The sequence below is a fragment of the Exiguobacterium sp. s22 genome, from assembly GCF_018617455.1.
GTDB lineage: Bacteria > Bacillota > Bacilli > Exiguobacteriales > Exiguobacteriaceae > Exiguobacterium.
On the sequence record NZ_JACSKD010000002.1, the window covers coordinates 173,918 to 198,962 of the forward strand.

Consider the following 25,045-nt stretch of genomic DNA (forward strand, 5'->3'; position numbering starts at 1 on the left):
CGGTCATGAATCTCGCGAGACTTGAGATGCGGCAGACGTTTGCCGCAATCCAGATGACATCCAATCGGCCCGTGCTCGAGATGCGTCAAGGGCGGGCCGACCTGTCGATTCAACAAGGTAAAGCCGAGATGACGCAACAGACGACACCGGGGAAGCTTGAGGTCGACTCATCGGTGGCGAGAAGTGAGAGCAACCTGAAAGGCGTGCTTGAACTCGGGAAATACCTCGGTCAGATGGGAGAACAAGGGGCCCGTGAGGCGATGGCGAACATCGCCCGGGACGGGGATCGTATGATGCGGATCGAGAACGGGAATCCGATCCCTTCGATGGCAGCGGAGAAGGTGAACGACCCGTATCCGATCGTCGAGATGGGCTATATGCCGAAATCGATTGATCGTGTCAAGTTGACGTATACGCCAGCGGATGTGAAAATCGAGTGGAATATCACGCCACCCCAAATTGATGTATCGCTCACGCCAGCCGATATCTCGTTCACGCCATGGACGACGGACATCTCGCTCCGTCAACAGGCGTCACTCGAGATATGGCCGGTCGGTGGGATGTATGATGAAACGCGTTGAAAGTGAGGACAATCCATGTTCATTGAAACAGACTACTTTGGCAAGATTGAAATAAACGAAGCGGAGACGATCACCTTCGTCAGTGAGATTCCGGGATTCCCGGAATCAAAGACGTTCGTGTTGATTCCGTATGGGGAAGATTTGCCGTTCTGGTCGCTTCAGTCGATTGAGGAACAGGCATGCGCGTTCGTCGTGACGAATCCGTTTTGGCATAAGTCGGACTATGCGTTTGAATTGTCGGATGGCGCGAAAGACCAACTTGGAATCGAGGAGGCCGAACACGTATCGGTCTATTCTATTGTGACGCTTCGTGAACCTTTTGATTCATCGACGCTCAACTTGAAAGCACCGATCGTCATCGAGACGAAGGAACGTCGCGGGAAACAAGTCATCCTAGACGATGCGTATCCAGCTCGTTATCCACTCGGTGGCACGAAAGCGGAGGTGCGCTGATGCTCGTATTGAAACGAAAACAAGGTGAGGCCATCCATATCGGCGACGATGTGACGCTCACGGTACTCGCCATCGAAGGCGACCAAGTGAAGCTTGGGATTGATGCCCCGCGTCATATCGATATTCATCGTCATGAGGTGTACATTCAGATGCAGGAAGAAAACGAGTCGGCACGAAACAGTGCTAACTTGATGAAGCAGATGATTCAAAATCAGTCGGAAGCGTGAGCTTTCGACTTTTTTCATGAATCCGGTAATTGATGGATGACAGCGCTCGATGGGTTGGGATAGGATGGAAACGTGAAAGGAAGGAGGGGAATCGGTGGAAACAGGTATTAATAGTTTTTTTATCAACATCAGTCTGATCTTTTTATTCATGTCACTCACATTCTATGTGATGCGGACGGTTTTACCGATTCAGCCGACTTCCCCGTTGTTCGTACGCTTTTGGTTTGGAGTCTCTAACGGATTGACGGCAATTCTCTTAACCATCAACTCCATCGAATTAGGGGATGCACGAATCGACCTTCGTCTCATCCCGATTGCCTTATCCGCAACGTTCGCTGGACCGTTCGGAGCTATCGTCACGCTCGGTCTGATCTTCATCGGACGCACGACGCTGCACGGAATGAGTGCTCCGTTCGTAGACTCGTTACTACTGTTATTTGTCTTCTTTTTATTTTCTCTTGTCATGACACGCTTACCGATTCGTCGAGGGAGAGGGTATGCCATCTACATCGGGTTAGGTGCGCTCTTCGTCTTGATTCAAGTGAGCGGCAGTGTGAATGAGACGGTCTTTATAAATGTATTTGTTCCTTATTTTCTCATGTTATCTTTTGGGGCCTGGCTCTGCTATTGGGCCGCAAAGAAGCTCGAGACGCATCTATGGATGTTTCTCCTACATACGCACCGGGCGACCATTGATGAGTTGACGGGACTTCCGAATCGTTATCGGACGCTCGAACAGATGAACGATTTGGAAATGTCCGGGAAACCGTGGACGTTACTCGTTATCGACGTCGATCATTTTAAACAGTTGAACGATACATATGGGCACTTAGCAGGAGACGCAGCACTTCGTCATATCGGACAAACGTTGGAACGAAGCTGTCCGCCGTCTGGATTTGTCGGACGATACGGTGGCGAAGAATTTTTGCTCGTCATTGAAGGTAGTGAAGGCATGGCGAAGGTGGCAGAAAACATCGTGCAGATGGTACAGCGAACACCATTCGAATTTCAAGGTGAAATCATTCCGATGACTATTTCAATCGGTGCAGCGATTGCAGGGCATGAGCCGAGCATGGTCGTTTTTGAACGGGCCGATGCGGCATTATACGAAGCGAAACGAAATGGACGGGACCAAGTGAAGTTTGCATAAAAATCCCCTATAACCGTTGGCGATGATGGTCCAGCGGTTATAGGGGATTTCACGTTTAGTGAATGTTTTTCTTCTTGAACTGACCGCCGCGGACGTCGTGAATGTTGCCGATGGCGAGGAACGCTTTCTCGTCATAGTCATCGAGGATATCTTTCAGTTTCGTCTCTTCGAGTCGACTGATGACCGTGAAGACGACTTTCTTCCCGTCACCCGTGTAGGCGCCTTCTCCATGAAGATACGTCACACCACGACCGAGCCGGTCCATGATGGCCTGTCCGATATCGTCTGGTGCGGACGTGATGATCCACGCTGCTTTCGATTGGTCGATCCCTTCTAGGACGACATCGATCGTCTTGAAGGCGATGAAATAGGTGAGGAGGGAGTACATGGCACGGTCCCAACTGAAGACGAATCCGGCTGTCCCGAGGATGAAGATGTTGAAAAACATGACGATCTCCCCGACGGAGAACGGCAACCGGTTCGTGAAGGCGACGGCGAGGATCTCCGTTCCGTCGAGCGAACCCCCGGCGCGGATGACGAGCCCGATTCCGGCACCGAGTAAGAAACCACCGAATACAGTCGACAAAAGGAGGTCGTCCGTGAACGGGTTGATGTCATGCAGGACGATGGTGAAGCCGGACATGAGTAAGATGGCCGTCAACGTGACGACGGCGAACGTTTTCCCGATTTGCCGATAGCCGAAGTAGATGAACGGCAAATTGAAGAGGACGAGCCAGATGGCGAGCTTCGTTTCGGTCAGGTACGATACGATGATCGACACACCGACGATACCACCGTCGATGATCTGATTCGGTACGAGGAACGCTTCCAAGCCGACCGCGAAGACAAGAGACCCGAGCAATAAGAGGACCACTTTCGCAAACAGTTCGGACGCCTTGATCGGATTATGTTCGCGCCTTAAGCGCTGCACTTCCTCCGGTGTCGGGGAAGGCATGGGTGTACGCTGCATACATGGTGCCCCCTTTCCATTTCCTTCAGTATACCAAATGATGCGAACCGACAATCGTTTACGACAGAGAATCTGACATGAATATTCAGAATCGATGGATGATTCCCGAACAATTATTTCGAAATCATTTTATGTTAAACTAACAAGGTTGTTGAACAATGGATGGAGGTCTATAGGATGAAGCGAGAAAACAAAACATGGTTGATGGCGTTCCAAATGGTCATGAACATCATCGGCGGACTCATCGCGGCGTATGGATTGGAGTCCGTCCTCATTCCGAATAACGTGTCGGACGGAGGCGTCACCGGGATCAGTATCGTCGGGTCACAGCTGACAGGACTACCGCTCGGTATTTTCATCGGGGTATTGAATATTCCGTTTGTCTATCTCGGGTATAAACAGATCGGGAAGAGTTTCGCCATCCTCTCGGTTACCGGGATTGCGTCCTTGTCTGTCGGTACGGTCATCATGCACCACGTTCCGACCATCATCGAGGGGGACGCACTCCTCATCACCGTGGTCGGTGGGATCATCCTCGGGTTCGGGATGGGGATCTCCCTTCGTAACGGGGGCGCGCTTGACGGCATCGATATGTTGGCGGTCCTCTTATCACGGAAACTGCCGTTCGGGACGAGTGATTTGATCCTGTTTTTGAATACGTTCGTCTTTATCGTCGTCTCGACGGTGTTCGGTCTTCAAGGGGCCGTCCTGTCCGCCATCGCCTACTTCATCGCCTCGAAAGTGATTCATATCGTCGAAGAGGGATTGAGCGGGGCGAAGACGTTCAAAATCATCACGAGTGAACCGCATGAGATGGTCGAGACGATTCGGGACCGTCTCGGACGGAGCGCCACGTTGAATCAAATCCAAGGGGCGTATTCCAAGGAAAGCTATTATGAAATCACGTGTGTCATCAACCGGCTCGAAGAACGAAAAATCAAAGACATCATCGACGATGTCGACCCGAAAGCGTTCGTCGTCGTGTATGAGGTGACAGAGGTCAAAGGCGGGAATTTCCAAAAACGCGATATTCATTAACGGATGGCCAAGGGTCGTCCGTTTTTAATTTCCAGGGGAATCCGTCCAAGCAGGAAATCACATAGGGAAAGTGGAAGAAGTCGATGCTAGAGAAAGGGGAGGATGGAGCATGTACGCACTGATTGGAAAGCTTGTCACGAAAGCGGGGCAACGCGACAGACTCGTGGCGATTTTATCGGAAGCGGCGCGGGAGATGGAGGCGACATCGGACTGTGAATCGTATCGGGTCCATGTGTCGCTCGATGAGGCGGATACCGTGTTCGTCTATGAAGTATGGCGAAATGAAGAGGCGCATGCGGCGTCGTTGTCACTTGCTGAAGTGAGGGCATGTATCGATCAGGCGAAGCCGATCCTTGAGCGAATGGAGCGGATCGCCGCGCTCGAACTTCGAACATGACCGAGTGGGAATAACGAAACGGATGGCGAAGCGCTGTCCGTTTTTTTGCAGGAGAAATGGCAAGGTGTCGAGAACATGACAGGATTCGGAAAGGAGGGAACAGATGCGTCCACTCATACTTGGTGTCTTCGCCGCATTGTTTTTTGCGAGCACGTTCGTGTTAAATGAAGTGATGCAAGTCGGAGGTGGCAGCTTTGCCTATAGTGCCTCGCTCCGCTTTTTATGGATGATTCCGTTACTGCTAGTTGTGGTCGCGTTTCGTGGTGGACTCAAGCGAGTCCTCTCGGCATTGAAGGAGAATCCTCGTCCATGGATTGTTTGGGGGACGGTCGGCTTCGGATTGTTTTACGTCCCGATTTGTCTCGCGGCTGAGGTCGCACCCCCATGGCTGATTGCGGGCACGTGGCAAGTGACCATTGTCGCTGGGGCACTGTTGTCCCCACTCTTTAAGAAGGCAGACGGGACACGGGAACGCATCCCGTGGCGTGGACTTCGCTTCTCCGTCTTGATTCTCGTTGGGGTCGTGTTGATGCAAGTGGAGTTTTTCGAGTCGTTCGAACCAAGCTTCCTTTGGCTCGGGGGCGTGCCGGTCATCATCGCCGCGTTCGCCTACCCGCTCGGGAACCGGAAGATGATGCAACATACGGACCTCGACGTGTTCGAGCGAATCCTCGGAATGTGTCTCGGGTCGCTCCCGGTCTGGCTATTGTTATTCGGGTACGGGTTGACGACGGGACGCCCCTCATCGAGTCAGCTCGGGCAGACGTTCCTCGTCGCCCTGTTGTCCGGGGTTGTCGCGACCGTGCTATTCTTCATGGCGACCGATCTCGTCAAACAGGACATGGGAAGACTGGCATCCGTCGAAGCGACGCAAGCGCTCGAAGTCCTGTTCGCGCTCATCGGGGAACTGGTCTTCCTGCATGCCGTCATGCCGTCGCCGATCGCCTTGTCCGGAATCGCGCTCGTCATGCTTGGGGTCGTCTTCCACAGTCGGAGTCAGTTTATGGAGCTCCCGACCGTCGTTCGACAAGAAGCATAAAAAATCCCCTCGCTCTTATGGCCGAGGGGATTGTCATCAACTTGTTGTCAAACTGCCTTTGACTTTGTCATAGAAATCATCCATCATACCGGTACGGCTACCGAGTTGGCAGATGAGTTCGAGCGTCTCTTTGTAGAACTTCTTGACGAGTCCTTTGTTTTTGACGCCGTCCATCGAGGCGAGCGTCTGGTCGAGATTCTCTAAAATCTCTTTGATTTGCGCGTCCGAGTCCGGCTTGACGACCGTCATGTTCTCGGGGATGCTGACGACCTTCTCTTGGCCTTGGTGACGGAACGATGCACCGAAGCCAAGGTTCTCGATGAAGAGGTGAGGCATCACTTTTTGACCGAAGAAATGCTTGTGCCAGTCCGTCGCTTTCATCGTGTCCATGTCCTGTTTGAACGTAGATGCCGTCGAGACATATTGTTTAAACAAATCCGTCATGAATTTCTCGATGACTGGGATTTGAAGGGCGAAGACGTTTTTCAAGAGCGCGTCGAGCTGAGCGCGCGTCAAAGTTGTTTCGTTAGACATGTCAGTTCCTCTTTTCTATAGTACGTTACTACCATCGTATGGGATTGACGGACACTCGTCAATGTAAGGGGAAACATTTTTTCAGAATATTTAATGAAAAGTCATCAACTTGTGGGATAATCAAGTGAAGACATCAACAAGTGAGGAGTGGTTCTTGTGAACAAATCGATGAAGTGGGCGCTCGCGCTCGGTGTGACAGGTGCATTGGTGGCGACGGTCGGTGTCGTCTCGTCCCGGGGGCGGACAGAGGATACGACGCAGACGATTCGTGACCGTGAGCTCGGTTATGAGATCATCTTGCCATCAAAAATCGTCGAGGCGATTGAGCGTGGTGACGTCTATATCGAGAAGGCGCAAGACGTCGTCGACATCGGGGACACGAAGAGCTACGGCACGTTTGATTTGTACTATAACGTCGAGGATGGGGACGACCAGCTCTTGTTCCACTTGGACTTGATCGACCGTGAGTTGACACAAGAGGCGTTCGCGACAGAAATCGGCTACGGCAACTACCTCGGAACGAACGATAAGACGTTCTTCTGGGTCGAACCGACAGAGGCGGTCCCGGGTGCGGAGGCGCATACGGACGAGATCGCCGAGTTGATCGAGACACTCCCTGAGTTAGAGTTCCGGACGTTATAATATGGAAAGACTGTGGACGGCTGGATCGTTTGCAGTCTTTTTGGAATGGGTGGTCGTGTGCGAACGAGGAAACGGGATTATTCGGAAGGATTGATTGTAGCCCTTCTGTTTATCGTTGCGATGTATGTATTTGATTTACCGAAACAAGAGAGCTTGATCACCTTGGCTATCGTCATCGTCATCTCGGTGATGATGCGAGAAGTGACGCAACTTTTTCAGAATGAACGGAATGACTAAGAGACTGCTCGCTACGGCGGGCTTTTTCCTTTGTGCTACAATACAAATGAGGTGATGTGAATGAATTGGACAGTAGAAGAAGTCAAACAGGCAGATGACGTCAAGGCGTTAGAACAGGCGGTCAACGCGAACGACAAGATTGACGTGAAAGTCGGGCATGAGTCGGTCGGACAGAACGACTATGCGGTATATGACGGAGAGACACTCGTCGGGTATCTCATGCTTTTCCCGTATCTTCCGACGGAGTATGAAGTGAATGCCCTCGTCCATCCTGAATACCGGAAACAAGGTGTCTTCACGGCACTTCTTGAGACGGCGAAACAAGATGCGAAGTTGAACGGTTGCGAAGCGTTTACGTTCGTCATCGACCGAGATTCAGCGTCCGGGAAAGCAGTGCTCGAGCATCTTCAGGCGGCGTATCAGTTCTCGGAATACAATCTCGTCTTGAAAAAAGCGGAGCTCTTCTTGAAACCGGACGAGGTATCGTTACGTGAGGCGACAGCAGACGACCGTCCGCTCATCATCGCGACGCTCAGCGAGGCGTTCGGTGACCCGGTCGATGTGACGGAAAACATCTATCAACAAATCGACACACCGGACCGCGTGACGTACATCGGCGAAGTCGACGGCAAACCGATCGGCGTGATCCGTGCCCTGCTTACAGGGGACGCCGCGGCAAGCATCCATGCGTTCGGGGTCAAAGCAGGCGAGCAAGGCAAAGGGTTCGGCACGAAAATGTTGAAACAGATGGTTCAACAACTGTTCCGCATGGGCCGAACGAAAGTCGAACTCGATGTCGAGACGGAAAACAAGGCGGCGCTCGAGATCTACAAACGCGCCGGTTTTGCGGAGAATGGTGGCTATGAGTTTTACATGATCGAATTATGAGGTGAACCACATGGTGAAAAATCTGAAATGGCTCGGCGCGGCGTTTGAAGCCTTTCTCGGGATTCCGCTTCTCGGCGGTCTCTTCATCATCGGGATGGGATATTCGCCCCTCGGTTTCATGTTCGTGTACCACGTGATTGTATTGATTCTTTCGTTCAGTCGACTGAATCGATTCTCTTACGGCGCGGCGGTCGGTATTGTGGCATCAATCCTCGGCTTTATCCCGTTTGTCGGGATGATGCTACACTGGGCGGCTGCCATCACGCTCGCGATTGATGCGGCGACGACACCACGACGTGTGGTGCATGTCGATCGAGACGACGAAGCATTCTAACGAAACGTACTCCTTGACGGGGTACGTTTTTTCATTGACCAAACGTTCAACTGAAAACGCTATACATTCATTGGAAATCGGACGATATAAGGAGTGATGAACACAATGAGGAGGAACAAACAGTGAAAGTATTTAAAAACTTTACGACGCAATTGCTCGCGTGGATTTTGGTCACGTCCTTTATCACGGGCGGAGCAGTCGGCTACATCACCCTATTACTCTTGACGGAACTCGAGATGGAACAAGGTCAAGTCATGCTCGTCGGTACGGTCGTAGCATTACTCATCTCATCACTCGGCGGAATTGTCATTTACTTGATTGCCCGTCGTCCACTGAAAGCGGTCGAGATGGCTTCTGAAAAAGCTGTCGAAGTCGGGAATGGTGATTTGACGGTGCACTTCGCCGACGAGAAGACGACGGATCGTTCAGAGATGGGACGTTTGCTCTTGTCGATGGACAACATGGTCGAACACCTTCGGGAACAAGGCGCGAACATGCGTTACACGGCTGACCAATTGACGGGTTCGGCACAGGAAATTGCAGCTTCAGTTCAAGAAGGGAACGTTGCAGGAGAAAGTATCCGTTCTGCGATGGATTCTCTCAACAAAATGTTAGAAGATAATGTCAGTGCGACATATAACTCGATGGACTTGCTCGGAGCGGTCGCGCGGACGATGGAAAGCATCCGCCAAGAGATGTCATCGGCGCTTGATTCGGCGAGCGAGATGCAACAGGAAGCAGAGAGCGGGAAGGGTCTTGCCTCGTCTTCGGTCAATGCGATGCATGCGATTGCTGGGAAAGTGGAGCAATCATCAACACTTAACAGCCAGTTGACAGAAATGACAGGCGAAATTTCACGGATCACGGATGTCATCAGTGACATCTCGGCACAGACGAACTTGCTTGCCTTGAACGCATCGATTGAAGCGGCACGTGCCGGAGAGCATGGGCGTGGATTCGCTGTCGTTGCGGCAGAAGTGAAAAAGCTCGCGGAACAAACAGCGAACTCGACGCAAGAAATCACGGATCTCATCGTCGACGTGAAACGTCTCGTTGGCGATACATCGTCTTCGATGGCGAACGTCAAAGCAGAAGTGGAGACAGGTGTCGGTTTAGTTGAAAAAGCAGGTGGTGCGTTCGCATCGATTCACAATTCCGCAAATGAAGTATACAGTCATGTCCATTCGGTCGATTCACTCCTTGATGAGTCACGTGGTCAAATCGATTCAGTTGTGACAAACTCGGCAGGTATCGTTGGCATGGTCGAAGAAGCGTCGCGTTATGCGAATGAAGTGACATCAGCGGCTAGCCAGCAAGCGGCAAGTCTTGGTGAGGTGAACGGGGCGATGTCAGAGCTCGTTCGTGTTGCGGAGAGTTTGCAGAATGAGACGGAACAGATGAAAGTAGAAGTGTAATAAGGTTGAAAACGTCCCAGTGATGGGGCGTTTTTTTGTACACATCCTCACTCATAATCATTAACCTTATTTTTACAAATAATCCATTATTAATTTTTAATTAAGATACAATGTAAGAATACGAATCACTTTGTAAAGCGAGGAATCGATTATGTTCTATTCTAATGAGATGTGGAAAGAAAAAATTGAACGATACACAAAAGAGACAGCGCAATTCATTGATAAGTGGATTGATCATTTTGACGAAAAAGGAACTGCTTTAAAAGATAAATGGATTGAACAGAGTCAAACCATTGATAAGCAAAATCGAATGTTAGAATCTCTGCAGAAAAAAGAACAACTGAACCAACAAACCATTCAATCCTTACAAAAAAAGTTAATAGAAAAAGAATCAAGCGTTAATCATTCTCAGACAGAAAAACTCTCAAAAGCGTTGGCAGAAAAAAATGAAGTGGTCGGGAGGTTGCTTAAGCATGTCCAAGCCCAACAAAAAAACCTGGATGAGAAAGATTCGAACGTAAGAACGTTAGAAGAAACGCTAAAGAAATCAGAGAAAGTCATTCTAGAAACGGAATATCGTTTAACCAAATCAAAAGAATTAATGAAAGAACTTCAAAGCGAACGAATCAGAATTCAACGAGAAAATGAAAGAGCATCTAAACTTCTCCAAACATATAAGCGAAAACTAGAAGAAGCGACATCGGAAAGTACAGTTCGTCATTATGAACATTTGATTCACACATTGACAAGTCAATTATTAGAGGTGACTGAAAAAACAGAGAGCATTGATCGTGAAATTAAAGAGGAAAATGAAAAGAATATAAATAATGAAATGTTACTCGAAAAAGAGAAAAAACGGACCAACGAGTATTTACTAGAACTTGAAACGATTAGAGTAGAATACGAAAAAGTGATTAGTGAGCGAAAACAGTTGTATGGGTTGATACATAATTATAAGGATAAAATCGATACATATATCATTCAATTAGAGCAGCATAGAAAAGAACAAGAGATGCAACGAGAAGAAATACAAGAACTTCATGTATGGTTACAAGAAGAATGTGACATGAAAGATAAATTAGAAATAGACTTGAACAACTTAAATATACAGATGTCAAACTTGTTTTCCGAACGAGAAACAACATCAAATGAGCTAAAAAAACAGATGGACCTAGAGCAACGCATGGATCGTGGATTCGATAAAGTATTTCAATACGTCAAACTTTCCAAAACATTTTATAAAGACTATAGAGAATTGAAAGACCCGAGTGAGCGTATGAGTCTTGAAGTTGGGTTGATTGAGATGGAGATTGCCTATCGGATGGGAAAACCGAAGTATCGACGGAATGTCGTGAAAACAAAAGAGCATAACTATTTTGAGTGTGAATGGGGATTGAATATTGGACTACCAGGTAGAATTTATGTTCGCAATGAAGGTGCTGGATGTATAGTAGAAAGAATCAGCCGGGTGAAGGATGGTGGGAATAGACTGAGCCAAGTTCGAGTGATTGAATGGTTAATAAATCAAGAAAAATTGTAAATAGTATTAAACAATTGAATCCTAACTCCGATATAGAGTATGGAAACGCAAAAACGTTCCAAAAAATGCAAGGTGAGGGGCCGGCCTAAACCTTGTATGCTCGGACAAATGGATTTGGAAGAGCAGAAAAACTCAAACCTATGGAGGGAAATTACAATGATTATTAACCACAACCTTAACGCAATGAACGCACACCGCAACATGTCTGTTAACACTGGTAACGCTGGGAAAGCAATGGAGAAACTTTCTTCAGGACTTCGTATCAACCGTGCTGGTGATGATGCAGCTGGTCTTGCAATCTCTGAAAAAATGCGTGGACAAATTCGCGGTTTAGATCAAGCTACACGTAACGCTCAAGACGGGATTTCAATGCTTCAAACTGCTGAAGGTGCATTAAATGAAACACATTCAATCCTTCAGCGTATGCGTGAATTAGCAGTTCAGTCTTCAAGTGACACGAACGTGACAGAAGATCGTGCGGCTATCGACGAAGAATACCAAGCACTCGTTCTTGAAATCGATCGTATCTCAGATGAGACAGAGTTCAACACACAAAAACTTTGGAATGGGACTACAACTACTGTTGATTTCCAAGTTGGAGCTAACGTAGCTCAAAAAATCTCATTCACTTTTTCAAATGCGGATTCTGCAACTTTGATGGGTACTGTGGGAGACTTAACTGATAAAACAAATGCTCAAACAGAATTAGCAGCTATTGATACTGCAATTGAAGCTGTATCGACACAACGTGCTAAATTAGGTGCTACACAAAACCGTTTAGAGCATACAGTTAAAAACTTGCAAACAGGTGCTGAGAACCTTCAAGCTTCTGAGTCACGTATTCGTGACGTCGACATGGCGAAAGAAATGATGAACTTCACGAAGAACAACATCCTTAACCAAGCTTCGCAAGCAATGTTAGCTCAAGCAAATTCTGCACCGCAAGCGGTTCTTCAACTTCTTCGGTAAGATTTTACGGGCGTCTTATCTGGTAACGGATAAGAATATAACTGGGTGAATTGCTGGAACTCCTTAGAGCCCTCCTTACGACAACGTGACTGGAAACGGTGAGCGTGAACGTTTGAAAAAAGGAAGGGATTGGACAATCAGCAGCCAAGCATCTGTCAGGAAACTGTGATGAAGGTTCAACGACTAGGATGAACGACCTACCGACATAGCGTCCATGGTTATGAGATCCGTACCTCGTAAACGGCGAGGGAAGTGCCCAGCCCCTACTTTACAATAATGATTAGTAGTATATTGAAATTGTAAAAGGGTGAAGATATAGTCTAGGCCATATTGAAAAATATGGGTCCCAGCAAGCAAATCAACAGCCTCAGGCTGTACTCCAATTGCTCCGTTAATATAGCAATTGATTATTTAAAAGTTATACTAGAAACCGTGGAGCTTTTGCTTCACGGTTTTTCACATCTTGCCACTTATAAACGACGGACTAATACGTTCGATTTAAGCGTTGGGCAATTTCTTTGTCTGTCACACCTTGTTGTTTCCATTCAATCAGTGATGCGATGTCTTCATGACTATAAGGTCTTGCAGGAATCGAGACGCGAATCGTATAGTCAGGGTGTGTTTGTTTATAGTGATTCACTTCAGCTTCTAAACGGTTTTCCCATGACAACTTATACATAAAGTCCGGAAGTTCAGCTTGGTAAGCTTGAAGTAAATTTAAAATATCAAAGGTATCCGTCACTTTTGTCGTCTTTAAGTAATAACCCGTACCGCTCGGTGTACCTGATGTACGGACGTTGATATTGTACTGGTCTTTCATCCATTCAGCGAGCTGCTCTAATTGTTCTTTCGAAAAGGCTTGTAAATAGAGAGCGATATGTGGTGTGAATTGAATTTCCTTCTTCTTATGGTTAAATCGTTTACTGAGAAGGAGTGAACCGTCGTCTAAAAAAAGTATCAGTATGCATGCTGGATGATAAATATCTTTAAGCAATTCGAATGGGATGTACTTTATATTGTTTGGGTAAAAGAGCGGAAAAAGTCTTGTCATGAGTGAGATAGATCGTGATACTAAATTATTTCCACGTAAGTATAATAAGTCTGGAAGTTTTCGCTGTTTCCACTCTCGATAACTCAATTGACCTAAACTAAAATGTTCCCGGTAACTATTGTTGATTCTTCTATCATACGCATAACACTTTGTAATTTCCCCGTCCCCCAAAATACTAGCAACCAAAATAGCGACTTGTTCTTCGGATAGTCCTTCCCAGTCCATGATGTGTCTCTCCTTCATCAATTTTTTACCTTTCTTAAGTTATTCCCGATTTATTTAAATAACCTGAGTCATTAATTTATCGGCTCACATCCAATTTTTTTATTGACATGTCGATAAGTAGAACGAGAGGATGATCTCTGATTAGAGAAACTGTTAACAGAATTAGAAGTTATATCTTTCGAACAAAATCGATTAGCTGAATTAGAAGATTTGTTACAAACGATGCGATCGATTGCATATGAAGTAATTACATGTGATGCGGAAAGAAGAGAGCATTTACAAAAGTAATTTCAAGAGCTGCAAACACACATGAAATTTCTTGAAGCTGGGAAATGATAACGAATTGATTAAACTACTATAAAAATCATGCTTTTTAACCGATAAAGACCATGAGAACAATTATAAGAGGAGTAGACCCATATGAACCCGACCATTTCAGAAGTCCGGCTTCACCTACCTTCTTCCGTCTTGCCGTATGAACAAACGAAAAACGTGTTCGTCGAAGCGAACCAAGCGAAACTCGCCGACGAAGGCATCGTCATTCTTCCGACGCCTCAACACGTTACCAAGCTAGAGGCGGCCGTCGAGAAGGCGAATCAAATACTCGAACAACAGCGTACAGGCTTAAAATTTATGAAGCATGAAAAATTGAACGACTACTATATTCAAATCGTGGATACAAACAATGAAGTGATTCGCGAGATCCCAAGCAAAAAATCCCTCGATTTCTTTGCAGCGTTCATGGAGTTCAATCATCTCTTTGACGAACGGGTATAAAGGAGGATTTTCATGACGACACCAATCCGATTTGGCGGACTCGCCAGTGGAATCGATACGGATACGATTATTAAGCAACTGATGCAGGCCGAACGTGCACCTGTCGATAAACTTGAACAGAAAAAACAAACAACGGAATGGAAACGCGATGCGTACCGAGAAGTTAACCGATCTCTTATGACATTGCGTAACAGTGCGGTAGATTTGATCTTTAGTCGAAATTTCTATGCAAAGACGTCGAGCTCATCCGATGAGTCTCGCGTCTCGGTTGTTGCAAGTCCATCTAGTGGTAATGCAGCGCTAGAAGTTCAAAGTGTAGAGAATTTAGCGTCATCTGCTAGTCACATTGTTGAGCTGAGAGATAAAAATAGTAATTTGGTCACACGTGATACTGCTGTCAAAGATTTAAATTTCGATGCGAGCACAAAAACTCAAACAATTACAGGAACTCCGACTGAAGTGACCCTCTTATCAAAATTGAATGCTAGTGGGAAAATCTTCATTAACAATGTTGAGGTTGATCCTGCGAATTATTCCTATGATTCTGCAACGGGTAAAGTGACTTTTGCAACACCACTTGCTGACGGAGATGAGTTAAAGTTCGAATCAGGATATGAAATCGAATATGTCAATAAAGATGGTGGAACACCTGCTAAAGTATTATTCGGTGCTGAAGCGAAATTTAGTGAAGTGTTAGCACAACTTAGCTCAAAAGATACTAATTTTGCAACATTTTTTGATGATGCATCTGGGAAATTGGCGCTCACTCAACGAAACACAGGCAGTGAGTCAACTATTGCATTCACTGGAGCAGCAGCATCGTTCTTCCAAGCAAGTGTTGCTGATGGTATCAAGGGCGAGGATGCAGTTTTCAAAGTGAATGGAATCGAACTGACGAGAAATACAAATACAGTCACAATCGACAACATGACAATCACTTTGAAGTCTGAATTTAAAGCAGCTGACAACCCTGCTCCGGTTACATTAAGTGCTGCCACTGACACCCAAAAAATCTTTGACAACATCAAAGGATTTGTCGATAAATACAATGAGACAATCGATCTCATGAACAAGAAGACACGCGAAGAACGCTTCCGATCATTCGCACCGCTCACGCAAGCACAACGTGATGAGTTGTCTGAAGATGAAATCAAGAAGTGGGAAGAGAAAGCGATGAGCGGGATGCTTCGAGGAGACACCATCCTTCGTGGAACGATGGACACGCTTCGAAGTAAGTGGTCCAGCGCGACATCAGGCACGAACGATGTAGACATGTCTCGCTTGTTCCAAATCGGCATTTCGACCGGATCTGATTTCACGAACGGTGGAAAGATCGAGCTGAATGAAGAAAAGTTAAAAGCCGCCATCGAAAAAGACCCGGAACAAGTATACAAGCTCTTCACGGATGAAGAGACGGGACTTCTTCCACAAATTCGTGATACAGCAGGTGCCTCACGATCAAAAATTACCCGTGTCGCTGGGGCAGATGGGGCAGGAGCTCCGTCATACTCGATGGGGCGGGAGATGACCCAAATTGATACACGAATTAGAAGACTCAACGATTTACTCATCGATAAAGAGAACGCTTATTACCGTCGCTTTGCGGCTATGGAAAAAGCGATGAATCAGGCAAACTCGCAGGCAGGGTATCTCCAACAGTTTATGGCTGGTGGTATGTAAGAGGAGGAAGGTAAATGGTAGCTAATCCATATGCAACTTATCAAAACAATGCGGTCACGACCGCAAATTCGCAGGAACTTACACTCATGCTTTATGATGGGGCACTCAAGTTCATGCGCCTTGCAAAACTTGCCGTCAATCAAGAGAATCCTGATCTGAGAAACATCAATATCCAAAAGACGCAAGCCATCTTCCAAGAGCTTCGTCTGACACTCAATAAAGATATTGCCATCTCGGCGAATTTAGACTCGCTCTATGACTACATGTGGCGCCGTCTCGTCGATGCGAACATCAAGAATGACACGACGATTCTCGATGAGGTGCTTGACTTCACAACGGAACTTCGTGACACGTGGAAGGAAGCGATGAAACTCGCGAAACAGTCATGATGCCGATTGATGAAATCATCTTAAAGACGCAACGCCTGAAAGAGTTGCTGGCACAAGTCCCGGAAGAGCCGACGTATGACACATGGATGGAACAAATCCATGAGCTCTTGGACGACCGCGAACAGTTGCTCGCGGCGCACGGTCCTGATTTGGAGAAAGCCGATCAGACAGTCCTTCGGCAGCTTGTCGACGACAGTCAAAAGATTGCCCGTCTCATTGAAGCCGAACACCAGCGTCTCGGGATGACGCTCGGGACGGCCCGGATGGAACGGAAGACGGTCAAGTCCTACGTCGATCCATATGAAGACGTCGATTCTAACTTTTCCGGTCTATTCGACCAACAGACATAACAAAGCTCGAAGGCATGCGCCTTCGAGCTTTTGTGTTAAGAGGCTTTGACTTGTCGACGCATGCGTATGATGAAATAAGAAACGGTAAACAAGATGAGACCACTTACCGTAAAGTTTAAGTAGAGACGCACGGCATCTTGAAGTGATGTGACCGGTGTAGCTCCGCCGAACCAGAGCAGTGGCAGAATCGTCACGTGCATGACGCTCCAATGAATGAAAATTTGCTTTTTGAACGACCACTGTCGAACCTCGTAAATGACACTCGTCAGCCCGAGAAAGAAAGCGACCCCTGCGTAGACGAGCATTGCGTGTACGGCGTCTGTGTTACCTGACCAACTTTGATAGAGGGCGAGAATCGCGAATGGCAGAGACCAGATGAGACTCCGTATGATTCCTTTTTTCAATAATTGCATATGAATCTTCCTTCCATTAATTCGTTGTATATGTATACGCGTATGTAAGGGAAAAGTTTCATCTGAGGAGTAAGGGTGAAATGACGTCTGTTTTCCGCTATAATCGGGTAAACATCAATGTAGCCGTTGCTTCTTTTCTGGAAAGAGGAGGGAAACGAGATGCGTGAGAAAGAGTCTAAACCGGTATCGTCACGGAAGCGCCGTTATTTCGTCTATGGTCCAGAGGGAGCGTACGATGAATACGTGGAACGGGACCCGAAACTCGAAGCGTACGTCGAGGACGATACGCCGTTTGAGGATCGTCCTGACCCATACGAAGAAGAAGAACTGAAATCAAGAGGATAAGTATACATGTCAAGGTTCAATTTCGGACCTTGACTTTTATTTTACCTGGGACTTTTTCTTAATACGGTACCGTCTGGCAATTCGTTATATTCGTCTTAACCACATCACTTTGATTTTGGAAAGGGAGAGATGAAGATGAACATGAAACGATTTGGCTTACTAGTGGCGGTACCGCTCGCACTACTTGTTGGATGCGGAGAAGCAGATGAACTGAAGACGACAGCGACGGACACGGAAGAAGTGGTAGAGGCGGAAGCGAATTCGCCTGAGGAATCGACTACTGAGAACGAAGACGTTCAAGAGAGTGAACTTGGAACAAACAAGATTTATATGAAAAACAAAGCACTTACCATCACGGAGACGATGGGTCCGATTCAATTCGCCATCGACAAAGTACAGACATCACGCCTCACGGTCGCAGAAGCTTATCGCGACTCATTCGATGGACAAGAAGAGGTGACGGTCGTCGCGATGAACATGATTGTTGAGAACACGGTCGACGAGACGATGAGCTTCCATCCGAACCAGGCGACACTGGTGACGAACACAGGGGAGCAGGTGTCTTCGGACTTATGGTTCTCAGATGACGTCGGTGGAGAATTTTTAGGAAAGGTGAAGAAAGAAGGGAACGTCCTCTTCTTCGTGAAAGCAAAACCAGAAGAGCTGACGGACTTGAAAGTCGTCATCGATGGACCATTCAACGAGAACTTCGACAAAGTGGCAGAAGACCGCTACGAATATACAATTAACGTGACGAAATAAGAGTAGGCGTGCCGAATAAAATCGGTACGCCTAGTCTCATGGTTGATTATTACTACACAATAAAAATAGTAGTTAGCATAGAGAACATACGAAGGGATTCTTATATTTTGAGAGTTCCTTGTATCTTAGTTTTTCATTTTGTAAAATCTTAATTCTTAATGGGTACATATAAATCGACTTTAGATTTTCCGTCGGGATCTTCAGCTGGATTGTTCAAATTGAACTCCAAGGTATTTCTAGATTCGTCCACTGAATATTCGCGTTCTGGTAACCATTCTTCAAAAATATATTTATACGTCTCACTCAGTTTTTCTGGAGTATCGTAGAAATGGTGCACGATGTATTGACCACCTTCTAGCATTTTAAATTGTATCTCCCCGTGTCCTGTTTTATCAAAGTTTTTAGGAACTGTGACACACGCATCATGTCTACATTCATGAGGATCAACATCGTTCGGATTATCTAATGAAATACCGATAAATTGACTTGATGGAGGGTAAAGGTTGTGTTCCGTCGCCCAATGTATTAATTTCCCCCAATGCTCCTGTGGTTCAAAATAGCTACCCGTACGTCTGATAAATGCAATTTCAGTCTCAGGCAATTGCTTTAAAGTCATATCCATTTTGTAACCCCCATTAAAGTTGACTGATTCCATTGTCTTGATGTCCAAAAAAGTGCTTCATTGAAATAATATCTCGTTGAAGTGTGGCAACAGGAATTGTTATTTCCGTTGATGCGGCAACGGAATCGACAACACATCCCAGTCACTTCCGGCAAATAGCTTCGACAGATAGACGATCTGCCCGACATGATACCCATAATGCGACACTTGACGTTCAATCGCGTCAATCACGGAATGGGCTTCCCCTCGAATCATCACGTTCTTCCCTAAGTCATCCGGTATCAAATCGGCTAAGACGTCATCCAACAGCTGCCATCGCTCGTCCCAAACCTCCATGAGTTCTTCACGGGACAGTTGCTGGTCCTCGAACTCGGCGTCGCGGTTGCGGTTCGGTTTCTCGCCATCCGTCGTCAAGAAATCGGTCCAGCGCGACTTCATATTGTTCGCCATGTGTTGGATGATCAAGGCGAGCGAGAGTGTGTCCGGCGCAAGTGTCTTGTGCAGGTCCTCTACACTCACTTGGACGAGCGCACGCTCAGCGAGTTGTTTCTGGCTTTTAAACGTCGCACGTACGGTATCGAGATATTGCGTTTCAAACATGAAAAGATCCTCCTTTTCGTATGTATCTGCTTTGAATATACCCCATATCTATTCCACTAAAAATTAAATTAATGTTATAGCAATTGAGATTCCGTGTGATATATCCTGCAAGACGTCACCGCATAGTCGATATGAGGGTACTGGGTAGTCAATGTTGTGTGAATCTCTTATTCATCAATTGTGCCGATTGCGTTTGAATGTGAGTGGATGAGCGCGATTTTTTTTATGCAAAAAGTGTGAGACACGAGGTCCCACACTTCTGATTACGCATGCTCCAACCGAAACTCTTCCCAATGATCGCGGGCCTGATTCCGGATCCGCTCCGATACTTCCTTACTGCTTAAGAGAATCCCATACCAGCGACGTGCGTCTTCGTAGTAGTCGAGCGCGGCCGACAAGTCGGCAATGCGCAACATGAGCTGGTCGTAAGGTAATCCGGTCCGAATCGGGTCCGTATACGCTTCTTGTACCTCATTGTATTTATCGAGCGTCCGCTGCATCCATTCCTTCTCAGACGCCACATCCCCAATCAACCGGTACATCCACACAATCCGCATCCCGAGCATGGCGACGACAGATGGTTTTTGTCCGCTCAACTGGGCCGTCATGACGGCGAACTTATAGAGGAGGATGACGTGCTCATACGAGCGGTCACCTTTCAACACATCTGGATTCACTTGAGTGAAGTAGTTCGTCTCAAGTGCTTCCCGGTTATGTTTGCGCACCTTGTCGAACGAGTCATGAAAGACGAGGTGACAATGGTCACAGACGGTCGGCTCGTATAAATACGGGTTCGGTCCGTCATACGTTGTGTAGCCATCCTTCTCAACTTCGAGTGGACGGATGTGACGTGATAAGACACGGTTCGTCTTACTTTCTTGTAAACAATACGGACATTTGACTTTCTTCAAAAATAAATGCTCTGCCATCTCGACACCTCACACATAGACGTTGACGAGCAGTCCGCGAATCTCACCGACCTGGTCGAGTAAGGAGAGGCGAGAGGCCTCACCCGAGATGACCTGATCTGTCAGCGCGAGGAGTTTTTGGTCGACTTGTTCGACGACCTTATAAATCTTCGCGCGGCCGCGGCGATTGAATCCACGTTTGTCCTCGAGACGGAGTGCCGCGTCAACGGCCTCTTTCATAAAGTCTTTAATCATTTGTTTGTAGTCGGCGAGCGCCTCGACGGTCTGACTCTCGGCGAGCAGTTCTCCTTGTTCATGAATCGCGGCGATTTGACGTTGGAAGCGTTCATATTCTCGGTCTTCTCGCTTTTGACCGATCACGTTTTGGAAGGAGACGCCAGGTTCGACTTCGGGGCGCTTTGCCTTACTTGAGCCGAGGAGCGATTGCGTCTCCATGATGCGACGAATGTCCATAGGGGCAACCGTCCTTTCTTTAGGTTAGTTCAATAATTGTAACACGCCTTGCGGCAATGCGTTCGACTGGGCAATCATCGCCATGCCGGACTGATTCAAGATGTTTAGACGGGCGAAGTCCATCATTTCACGGGCCATGTCGGCATCACGGATTCGTGATTCAGACGCCGTCAAGTTTTCTGAGCCGATGGCGACGACGCTGACGTTCGCCTCGAGTCGGTTTTGGATGGCCCCGAGTTTTGAACGTTCGAGCGACACTTTGTTGATGGCCGCATCGAATTTCGAGATGGCGTCCCCTGCGTCCGCCGGTGTCAATACGCTTAGCGCGTAGTATGTTTCAGACGCTGTCGCCTGATCATTGTCGTGATCGACGGCAGGGAGTTCCCCGCCACCAGGTGTCAACGTCGTGATGTCAAGCGCATGCGCTCGCATATCTTGTACATTTAAGATGACGGCTTCGTTGTTGCCGGCACCGATTTGGAAGAATAACGTGCTCTTCCCTTGCATATATTCCCCGTTCATAATCTTCTTCGAGTTGAATTCGGTCGTCTCCGCGATTCGCGTCACTTCGGCAGTCAATGCGTTAATTTCTTCCTGGACGGCTTTCGCGTCGTCCTCGCTGAGTGTCCCGTTCGCCGCTTGGACGGACAGTTCGCGCATGCGCTGGAGAAGGGAATGGGTCTCATTCATCCCACCTTCGAGCGTCTGGGTGAGCGAGATGCTGTCGAGCGTGTTGCGTTCTGCCATCGAGAGGGAGTCGAGGCGCATCCGCATCTTCTCCGAGATGGCGAGACCGGCTGCATCATCCGACGCCTTATTGATGCGGACCCCACTCGAGAGACGGTCCATCGTTTTCTTCATCGATGCCTGATTCAGGGAAAGTGATGAGTAGGCTTTTAAGGCTTGTACGTTATTGGTAATTTTCATAACGGTTTCCTCCAGTCGGGACAGATTGAGTCTTGGCACGCGTCATCGCTTCGCTCCACGTTTGATCGAGGTCGCTCGCGAGCGTATGTAGTTCGGCGATTTTTTTCTTATCCTGGTCGATGATCGCTTCGACGCTGGCGTTCGCCATGTAGAGATAGATCTCATCGAGTTGAGCCGCGATGATTCCGCCGCCGTCATGAAGTCCTTGGTGAAGCTTGACCAACAGCTCTCGGGCTTGGCGAAGATGACGGTTTCGTTCGGCAATCGTCGAGTCTTGGGCACGTTCATAGTGATAAACGAGTGCATGAAGCATCGCTTGCGTGAGTTCTTCTGGCCTCATCTCATATAGTTGGGTTGAATTCATCTTTGTTCTCCTTTGATCGAATCAAGTTCCTCTATCAACAACAACACTTCTGCCATCACGTCATACAGTTGGGGCGGGATGGCATCCCCTAAGTCAAGGTCGAGCAAGTGTCCGAGTAAGGAATGGTCGTTCTCGACCGCAACACCCCGGGCACGTGCTTCCTGTAAAATCTTTTCAGCGACGGCGCCTGTCCCGCGGGCGACGACGACGGGCGCTTTGTCTGTCGTTTCGTCATAGCGGACGACCGCGGCCGTCTTTCGTTTCGTCAAATCCATGCGTTGGTACATCGGGACCTCCTATATTCTAAAGTCATAACCGGTCGTCGGTGCCGTCTTAGGCTCTTCGATGACGCGCTCCGCCTTCGTGAGCGGTTTGAACTGGGTCGTCACACTCTTATATCCGATCGTCTCGAGAGTCTGTTCGATTTTCTCGAGAAGGGGACGGGCAAGACGTTCGACCGTCGCATCGTCATGTTCGAGTGTGAGTCGGAGGTTTCGGTCTTTCGCCTCGAGCTTGACACCGATCTCTCCGAGGCGAGGGGTCTCCAAACGAATGTAGAGGACACTGTTCTCCCAGTCGACAACGTCACCGGATTCCCGGTTTTGGATATGGACGTGGATCCCCGTGTCAATTTCCTGTACTTTTGCCGGTAAGGCGAATAAGAGTTGATGGAGCTGCCCCCCGTCGAGACGGTTGAGCGTCTGTTGCACTTGGAAGAACGAAGCGAGACGTTGTGCCTCGGGGTTTGTCGTATCTCCACGTACCGACAGAGCTGATGTTGGCGTATTAGACGTTGTTTGAGCAAGTTGTGCCTGTGCCTGCACACGTTGTGCCACTTCCTGGACGTGTCGTCCGGATAGTGTCGAATCGAGCTTGAGTGGCGCGACGGTCGGCATCTCACCGGCGCGTGTCGCTCCGTGCGGGATATATTCGATGCGTGCCTGGTTCGGCGCATAGCGGAAGTCATTCAGTGCCGCCCGGACCTCTTTGATGAGTGTCGCACTCTCTTGTGGTTTCGTCGCGAGCAATGACAACGCAACGTCGAGTTTGGCCGTCATGGCGACCAGTTGTTTCTCTTGCGTCACGTCGGTATGGAGCAAGGCGTCCGTCTTTTGGACGAGTTGCGTCAGACGGGTCGAGACGGTCTCGAGGGCAGGGCGTGCCGCATGCGGATTCGTCTCGATCAACGCGGCGACTTGTCCGAGTTGTTTCGTCACGGTCGCCTGCTCGCTTCGGAACGTGTTCGTCACGGTCGCAAGATGCGACGTCACTTCCTTCACCATCACTTGCTTCCCGTTGATTGGAGGAAGCGGCATCGCTTGGCGCGATTCAGATTCAATCGGACGCGGTGATGATGGTGTCGATGGTGTGAGGTCACGGATGACCCGGTCGATCGTCTCCGGTGTCGGCGTGACGCGTTCACTCACGGGACGTGACAGATTGACGAGTTCGACATACCGCTCTTTTTGTGGGTACGGGGCGTTCGGCGCCGGCGGTGTGATTTGTTGTCTCGCTTCATTCAAAGAGAGGACAGCGATCTCCCGCGCCATCTCCCTGGGAACGGCCTGCGTATCGAGCGTCTTCAAATGTAGGATGACGTCTCGCATGTCTCCTTTGAATGCCGTCTCGAGAAGACGTACCGTGTCTTCGTTCATCGGCAAGCGTCCGGATTGTAGCAGACGGCTGACCGCGCTTCGTACTTCGGGCGGAAGGGAAGCGAGGAGTGTCTGGATCTTCGCGTCAAGCTTTGACGACGCGGACGCAGGTGGTGCGGATTCAAGTGTCTCTTCCTTTGGAGGAACGACGGTCGCCATTAAGACACCGTCCTGTTCGGCGAGCGTCACTTGGAACGGGTTCGTCTTCGGAAGCCCGTCTTTAAATGTGACCTCGACTTCTTCCCCGTTGATCTTGACGATCGCGGAGTCGGGTCCTGTCTGTTTGACGAGCTCGGCCTTGTACGTCCGGTTCGTCTGGATGCCTGGTAAGACCGAACTGACGGCGGTCGATTGGGCTTGAATTTGCATGTTTGTCACCTCGACCATAATATCGACCTCTTTTTAAAAAAATGAAGCAAAACAATAGAAAAAAACCTTCCGTCTTTTCGACGGAAGGCGTGTCAGGACTCGAGCACGGGGCTCGCGTTCGATTGTTGGAACCGGGCGACGAGTTCGCCTGTCGCTTTCAGTTGGTTCCGGAGGACGTATGGTGTTGCGTTCGTTTGGATTTGATGTCCATCGGTTGTGAGGACGAGGCCGTTCGGCTCACCCTCAATGTTCAGTATGTCTCGAATATGGGACCAGGCATACCATTCACAATCGTCTCGCTTTGGAGACTTCGTCGGGAAGAAGACGAGCCCGCTTGTCGGTTCAATCACGACAGGGACTTTCCCTTTTACGCCGGCGACGCGTTTGGCGATGAAGATTCTTTCCTCGATCGAGCTGTTGTACTGGCGGCAAGAAAGTTGCAACAACTGGTACGGCCGGAGCGGGGTTGAAATCTCGGTGCCATCCTCGAGAATGATCCGTGACTGCTTCATGATGTCAAAGCAAGGGAGAATCGCCACGGTTCGCTTTGTGATGCGATATTTTTCCTCAGAATAGTAGGAGCGCATACGCTGCACCATCCTCCTCGTATTAGATTTTCAGGATCGGCTAAAGACAAACGGCACAAACCTAAATCATCCCTTCAATGATATATCACAAAAAATGTAAATTCAACAACACAATATGAAAAGTAGGGAAATA

General features: G+C 48.2%; 33 protein-coding genes. 20 read left to right on the top strand and 13 right to left on the bottom strand.

The features are described 5' to 3' along the window. Nucleotides 1-5: 5 nt before the first annotated feature. From KNO94_RS04690 to KNO94_RS04705, 4 genes are all read left to right on the top strand, one after another. On the top strand, nt 6-581 hold the full coding sequence (locus KNO94_RS04690; protein WP_214687244.1) for a DUF6470 family protein: 576 nt from the start codon (nt 6-8) through the stop codon (nt 579-581). A gap of 15 nt (nt 582-596) precedes the next feature. Further along, nucleotides 597-1,034, top strand: a complete 438-nt coding sequence (gene fliW, locus KNO94_RS04695) for a flagellar assembly protein FliW (RefSeq protein WP_074036208.1) — start codon at nt 597-599, stop codon at nt 1,032-1,034. Next, a complete protein-coding gene (gene csrA / locus KNO94_RS04700; RefSeq protein WP_214777910.1) occupies nt 1,034-1,261 on the top strand; it encodes a carbon storage regulator CsrA in 228 nt (75 codons plus the stop codon). The genes fliW and csrA overlap by 1 nt, the downstream gene beginning before the upstream one ends. A 94-nt stretch (nt 1,262-1,355) precedes the next feature. Then, nucleotides 1,356-2,411 (top strand): GGDEF domain-containing protein, encoded by a 1,056-nt coding sequence (locus KNO94_RS04705; RefSeq protein ID WP_214777912.1) that lies wholly within the window; start codon nt 1,356-1,358, stop codon nt 2,409-2,411. A 55-nt stretch (nt 2,412-2,466) separates the two neighbouring features. On the opposite strand, the gene KNO94_RS04710 is transcribed toward KNO94_RS04705, so the two are convergent. Beyond that, nucleotides 2,467-3,381 carry a YitT family protein gene (locus tag KNO94_RS04710; RefSeq protein ID WP_214777914.1) on the bottom strand — a complete coding sequence of 305 codons (915 nt, stop codon included), beginning with the start codon at nt 3,379-3,381 and terminating at the stop codon, nt 2,467-2,469. Between the two features lie 177 nt (nt 3,382-3,558). On the opposite strand from KNO94_RS04710, the gene KNO94_RS04715 reads away from it, so the two are divergent. The 3 genes from KNO94_RS04715 to KNO94_RS04725 all read left to right on the top strand — a co-directional run bounded on the left by KNO94_RS04715 (nt 3,559) and on the right by KNO94_RS04725 (nt 5,855). Beyond that, entirely contained in the window at nt 3,559-4,419 is an 861-nt protein-coding gene (locus KNO94_RS04715; protein ID WP_047795050.1) for a YitT family protein, read from the top strand. 109 nt (nt 4,420-4,528) lie between these two features. Next, the gene (locus KNO94_RS04720) at nt 4,529-4,816 is read left to right on the top strand and encodes a putative quinol monooxygenase (RefSeq protein ID WP_214777916.1); all 288 of its coding nucleotides are present in this window, start codon (nt 4,529-4,531) and stop codon (nt 4,814-4,816) included. Nucleotides 4,817-4,919: 103 nt separating this feature from the next. Continuing rightward, a complete protein-coding gene (locus KNO94_RS04725; protein ID WP_214777918.1) occupies nt 4,920-5,855 on the top strand; it encodes a DMT family transporter in 936 nt (311 codons plus the stop codon). Nucleotides 5,856-5,891: 36 nt separating this feature from the next. On the opposite strand, the gene KNO94_RS04730 is transcribed toward KNO94_RS04725, so the two are convergent. Continuing rightward, on the bottom strand, nt 5,892-6,389 hold the full coding sequence (locus KNO94_RS04730) for a hypothetical protein (protein ID WP_031422805.1): 498 nt from the start codon (nt 6,387-6,389) through the stop codon (nt 5,892-5,894). Nucleotides 6,390-6,545: 156 nt separating this feature from the next. Here KNO94_RS04730 and KNO94_RS04735 point away from each other — a divergent pair, with 156 nt between their 5' ends. From KNO94_RS04735 to KNO94_RS04765, 7 genes are all read left to right on the top strand, one after another. Next, nucleotides 6,546-7,031: a hypothetical protein gene (locus tag KNO94_RS04735; RefSeq protein WP_196431017.1), complete on the top strand. Its 486-nt coding sequence runs from the start codon at nt 6,546-6,548 to the stop codon at nt 7,029-7,031. A 45-nt stretch (nt 7,032-7,076) separates the two neighbouring features. Next, nucleotides 7,077-7,268, top strand: coding sequence for a hypothetical protein (locus KNO94_RS04740; RefSeq protein ID WP_214777920.1), 192 nt, complete (start codon nt 7,077-7,079; stop codon nt 7,266-7,268). Between the two features lie 60 nt (nt 7,269-7,328). Further along, complete coding sequence (locus tag KNO94_RS04745) at nt 7,329-8,156, top strand: GNAT family N-acetyltransferase (protein WP_214777922.1); 828 nt, start codon at nt 7,329-7,331, stop codon at nt 8,154-8,156. Nucleotides 8,157-8,166: 10 nt separating this feature from the next. Further along, entirely contained in the window at nt 8,167-8,490 is a 324-nt protein-coding gene (locus KNO94_RS04750) for a hypothetical protein (protein WP_214777924.1), read from the top strand. A 122-nt stretch (nt 8,491-8,612) separates the two neighbouring features. Next, nucleotides 8,613-9,905, top strand: a complete 1,293-nt coding sequence (locus KNO94_RS04755; RefSeq protein WP_214777926.1) for a methyl-accepting chemotaxis protein — start codon at nt 8,613-8,615, stop codon at nt 9,903-9,905. Nucleotides 9,906-10,074: 169 nt separating this feature from the next. Continuing rightward, on the top strand, nt 10,075-11,445 hold the full coding sequence (locus KNO94_RS04760; RefSeq protein WP_214777928.1) for a coiled-coil domain-containing protein: 1,371 nt from the start codon (nt 10,075-10,077) through the stop codon (nt 11,443-11,445). A gap of 156 nt (nt 11,446-11,601) precedes the next feature. After that, nucleotides 11,602-12,414, top strand: a complete 813-nt coding sequence (locus KNO94_RS04765; protein ID WP_214778288.1) for a flagellin N-terminal helical domain-containing protein — start codon at nt 11,602-11,604, stop codon at nt 12,412-12,414. Between the two features lie 484 nt (nt 12,415-12,898). Here the strand turns inward: KNO94_RS04765 and KNO94_RS04770 are convergent, their stop codons facing one another. Continuing rightward, nucleotides 12,899-13,690: an endonuclease gene (locus KNO94_RS04770; protein WP_214777930.1), complete on the bottom strand. Its 792-nt coding sequence runs from the start codon at nt 13,688-13,690 to the stop codon at nt 12,899-12,901. 420 nt (nt 13,691-14,110) lie between these two features. On the opposite strand from KNO94_RS04770, the gene KNO94_RS04775 reads away from it, so the two are divergent. The 4 genes from KNO94_RS04775 to KNO94_RS04790 are packed head-to-tail and all read left to right on the top strand — an operon-like array spanning nt 14,111 to nt 16,886. Continuing rightward, the gene (locus KNO94_RS04775; protein WP_026825397.1) at nt 14,111-14,467 is read left to right on the top strand and encodes a flagellar protein FlaG; all 357 of its coding nucleotides are present in this window, start codon (nt 14,111-14,113) and stop codon (nt 14,465-14,467) included. 12 nt (nt 14,468-14,479) lie between these two features. Further along, nucleotides 14,480-16,147 (top strand): flagellar filament capping protein FliD, encoded by a 1,668-nt coding sequence (gene fliD / locus KNO94_RS04780; RefSeq protein ID WP_214777932.1) that lies wholly within the window; start codon nt 14,480-14,482, stop codon nt 16,145-16,147. 14 nt (nt 16,148-16,161) lie between these two features. Continuing rightward, complete coding sequence (gene fliS / locus KNO94_RS04785; protein WP_214777934.1) at nt 16,162-16,536, top strand: flagellar export chaperone FliS; 375 nt, start codon at nt 16,162-16,164, stop codon at nt 16,534-16,536. Then, entirely contained in the window at nt 16,536-16,886 is a 351-nt protein-coding gene (locus KNO94_RS04790) for a flagellar protein FliT (RefSeq protein WP_251125722.1), read from the top strand. The genes fliS and KNO94_RS04790 overlap by 1 nt, the downstream gene beginning before the upstream one ends. Before the next feature lie 35 nt (nt 16,887-16,921). Here the strand turns inward: KNO94_RS04790 and KNO94_RS04795 are convergent, their stop codons facing one another. Beyond that, nucleotides 16,922-17,299 carry a DUF3021 family protein gene (locus KNO94_RS04795; protein WP_214777938.1) on the bottom strand — a complete coding sequence of 126 codons (378 nt, stop codon included), beginning with the start codon at nt 17,297-17,299 and terminating at the stop codon, nt 16,922-16,924. 159 nt (nt 17,300-17,458) lie between these two features. Between KNO94_RS04795 and KNO94_RS04800 the strand changes: the two genes are divergently transcribed. After that, nucleotides 17,459-17,644 carry a hypothetical protein gene (locus tag KNO94_RS04800; RefSeq protein ID WP_031422829.1) on the top strand — a complete coding sequence of 62 codons (186 nt, stop codon included), beginning with the start codon at nt 17,459-17,461 and terminating at the stop codon, nt 17,642-17,644. Nucleotides 17,645-17,779: 135 nt separating this feature from the next. Next, on the top strand, nt 17,780-18,406 hold the full coding sequence (locus tag KNO94_RS04805; RefSeq protein WP_214777940.1) for a DUF4352 domain-containing protein: 627 nt from the start codon (nt 17,780-17,782) through the stop codon (nt 18,404-18,406). A gap of 148 nt (nt 18,407-18,554) precedes the next feature. Here KNO94_RS04805 and KNO94_RS04810 read toward each other — a convergent pair whose 3' ends face one another. The 9 genes from KNO94_RS04810 to KNO94_RS04850 form a co-directional block, all read right to left on the bottom strand. Continuing rightward, a complete protein-coding gene (locus KNO94_RS04810; protein WP_074036240.1) occupies nt 18,555-19,028 on the bottom strand; it encodes an AraC family transcriptional regulator in 474 nt (157 codons plus the stop codon). A gap of 99 nt (nt 19,029-19,127) precedes the next feature. After that, entirely contained in the window at nt 19,128-19,628 is a 501-nt protein-coding gene (locus tag KNO94_RS04815) for a DUF1572 family protein (RefSeq protein WP_214777942.1), read from the bottom strand. 263 nt (nt 19,629-19,891) lie between these two features. After that, nucleotides 19,892-20,557: a DUF2225 domain-containing protein gene (locus KNO94_RS04820; protein ID WP_214777944.1), complete on the bottom strand. Its 666-nt coding sequence runs from the start codon at nt 20,555-20,557 to the stop codon at nt 19,892-19,894. Between the two features lie 9 nt (nt 20,558-20,566). Further along, complete coding sequence (locus KNO94_RS04825) at nt 20,567-21,010, bottom strand: YaaR family protein (RefSeq protein ID WP_012726952.1); 444 nt, start codon at nt 21,008-21,010, stop codon at nt 20,567-20,569. Between the two features lie 24 nt (nt 21,011-21,034). After that, the gene (locus KNO94_RS04830; protein ID WP_214777946.1) at nt 21,035-21,937 is read right to left on the bottom strand and encodes a flagellin N-terminal helical domain-containing protein; all 903 of its coding nucleotides are present in this window, start codon (nt 21,935-21,937) and stop codon (nt 21,035-21,037) included. Further along, nucleotides 21,921-22,301, bottom strand: coding sequence for a flagellar protein FliS (locus KNO94_RS04835; RefSeq protein ID WP_214736905.1), 381 nt, complete (start codon nt 22,299-22,301; stop codon nt 21,921-21,923). Before KNO94_RS04835 ends, KNO94_RS04830 begins: the two co-directional genes overlap by 17 nt. Beyond that, the gene (locus KNO94_RS04840; protein WP_012726949.1) at nt 22,298-22,588 is read right to left on the bottom strand and encodes an EscU/YscU/HrcU family type III secretion system export apparatus switch protein; all 291 of its coding nucleotides are present in this window, start codon (nt 22,586-22,588) and stop codon (nt 22,298-22,300) included. The genes KNO94_RS04835 and KNO94_RS04840 overlap by 4 nt, the downstream gene beginning before the upstream one ends. 9 nt (nt 22,589-22,597) lie before the next feature. Next, nucleotides 22,598-24,325, bottom strand: a complete 1,728-nt coding sequence (locus KNO94_RS04845; RefSeq protein ID WP_251125820.1) for a hypothetical protein — start codon at nt 24,323-24,325, stop codon at nt 22,598-22,600. Between the two features lie 92 nt (nt 24,326-24,417). Next, nucleotides 24,418-24,924, bottom strand: coding sequence for a competence protein ComK (locus tag KNO94_RS04850; protein ID WP_251125821.1), 507 nt, complete (start codon nt 24,922-24,924; stop codon nt 24,418-24,420). Nucleotides 24,925-25,045 lie beyond the last annotated feature (121 nt).

Coding starts and splice junctions, on each gene's coding strand:
- KNO94_RS04820 (WP_214777944.1), bottom strand. CDS start 20,557: ATGGCAGAGCATTTATTTTTGAAGAAAGTCAAATGTCCGTATTGTTTA.
- KNO94_RS04760 (WP_214777928.1), top strand. CDS start 10,075: ATGTGGAAAGAAAAAATTGAACGATACACAAAAGAGACAGCGCAATTC.
- KNO94_RS04750 (WP_214777924.1), top strand. CDS start 8,167: ATGGTGAAAAATCTGAAATGGCTCGGCGCGGCGTTTGAAGCCTTTCTC.
- KNO94_RS04710 (WP_214777914.1), bottom strand. CDS start 3,381: ATGCAGCGTACACCCATGCCTTCCCCGACACCGGAGGAAGTGCAGCGC.
- KNO94_RS04765 (WP_214778288.1), top strand. CDS start 11,602: ATGATTATTAACCACAACCTTAACGCAATGAACGCACACCGCAACATG.
- fliW (WP_074036208.1), top strand. CDS start 597: ATGTTCATTGAAACAGACTACTTTGGCAAGATTGAAATAAACGAAGCG.
- KNO94_RS04805 (WP_214777940.1), top strand. CDS start 17,780: ATGAACATGAAACGATTTGGCTTACTAGTGGCGGTACCGCTCGCACTA.
- KNO94_RS04845 (WP_251125820.1), bottom strand. CDS start 24,325: ATGCAAATTCAAGCCCAATCGACCGCCGTCAGTTCGGTCTTACCAGGC.
- KNO94_RS04810 (WP_074036240.1), bottom strand. CDS start 19,028: ATGGATATGACTTTAAAGCAATTGCCTGAGACTGAAATTGCATTTATC.
- KNO94_RS04790 (WP_251125722.1), top strand. CDS start 16,536: ATGCCGATTGATGAAATCATCTTAAAGACGCAACGCCTGAAAGAGTTG.
- fliS (WP_214777934.1), top strand. CDS start 16,162: ATGGTAGCTAATCCATATGCAACTTATCAAAACAATGCGGTCACGACC.
- KNO94_RS04690 (WP_214687244.1), top strand. CDS start 6: ATGAATCTCGCGAGACTTGAGATGCGGCAGACGTTTGCCGCAATCCAG.
- KNO94_RS04825 (WP_012726952.1), bottom strand. CDS start 21,010: ATGGACATTCGTCGCATCATGGAGACGCAATCGCTCCTCGGCTCAAGT.
- KNO94_RS04815 (WP_214777942.1), bottom strand. CDS start 19,628: ATGTTTGAAACGCAATATCTCGATACCGTACGTGCGACGTTTAAAAGC.
- KNO94_RS04730 (WP_031422805.1), bottom strand. CDS start 6,389: ATGTCTAACGAAACAACTTTGACGCGCGCTCAGCTCGACGCGCTCTTG.
- KNO94_RS04835 (WP_214736905.1), bottom strand. CDS start 22,301: ATGAATTCAACCCAACTATATGAGATGAGGCCAGAAGAACTCACGCAA.
- fliD (WP_214777932.1), top strand. CDS start 14,480: ATGACGACACCAATCCGATTTGGCGGACTCGCCAGTGGAATCGATACG.
- KNO94_RS04725 (WP_214777918.1), top strand. CDS start 4,920: ATGCGTCCACTCATACTTGGTGTCTTCGCCGCATTGTTTTTTGCGAGC.
- KNO94_RS04720 (WP_214777916.1), top strand. CDS start 4,529: ATGTACGCACTGATTGGAAAGCTTGTCACGAAAGCGGGGCAACGCGAC.
- KNO94_RS04830 (WP_214777946.1), bottom strand. CDS start 21,937: ATGAAAATTACCAATAACGTACAAGCCTTAAAAGCCTACTCATCACTT.
- KNO94_RS04715 (WP_047795050.1), top strand. CDS start 3,559: ATGAAGCGAGAAAACAAAACATGGTTGATGGCGTTCCAAATGGTCATG.
- KNO94_RS04745 (WP_214777922.1), top strand. CDS start 7,329: ATGAATTGGACAGTAGAAGAAGTCAAACAGGCAGATGACGTCAAGGCG.
- KNO94_RS04800 (WP_031422829.1), top strand. CDS start 17,459: ATGCGTGAGAAAGAGTCTAAACCGGTATCGTCACGGAAGCGCCGTTAT.
- csrA (WP_214777910.1), top strand. CDS start 1,034: ATGCTCGTATTGAAACGAAAACAAGGTGAGGCCATCCATATCGGCGAC.
- KNO94_RS04840 (WP_012726949.1), bottom strand. CDS start 22,588: ATGTACCAACGCATGGATTTGACGAAACGAAAGACGGCCGCGGTCGTC.
- KNO94_RS04850 (WP_251125821.1), bottom strand. CDS start 24,924: ATGGTGCAGCGTATGCGCTCCTACTATTCTGAGGAAAAATATCGCATC.
- KNO94_RS04770 (WP_214777930.1), bottom strand. CDS start 13,690: ATGGACTGGGAAGGACTATCCGAAGAACAAGTCGCTATTTTGGTTGCT.
- KNO94_RS04740 (WP_214777920.1), top strand. CDS start 7,077: ATGGGTGGTCGTGTGCGAACGAGGAAACGGGATTATTCGGAAGGATTG.
- KNO94_RS04775 (WP_026825397.1), top strand. CDS start 14,111: ATGAACCCGACCATTTCAGAAGTCCGGCTTCACCTACCTTCTTCCGTC.
- KNO94_RS04795 (WP_214777938.1), bottom strand. CDS start 17,299: ATGCAATTATTGAAAAAAGGAATCATACGGAGTCTCATCTGGTCTCTG.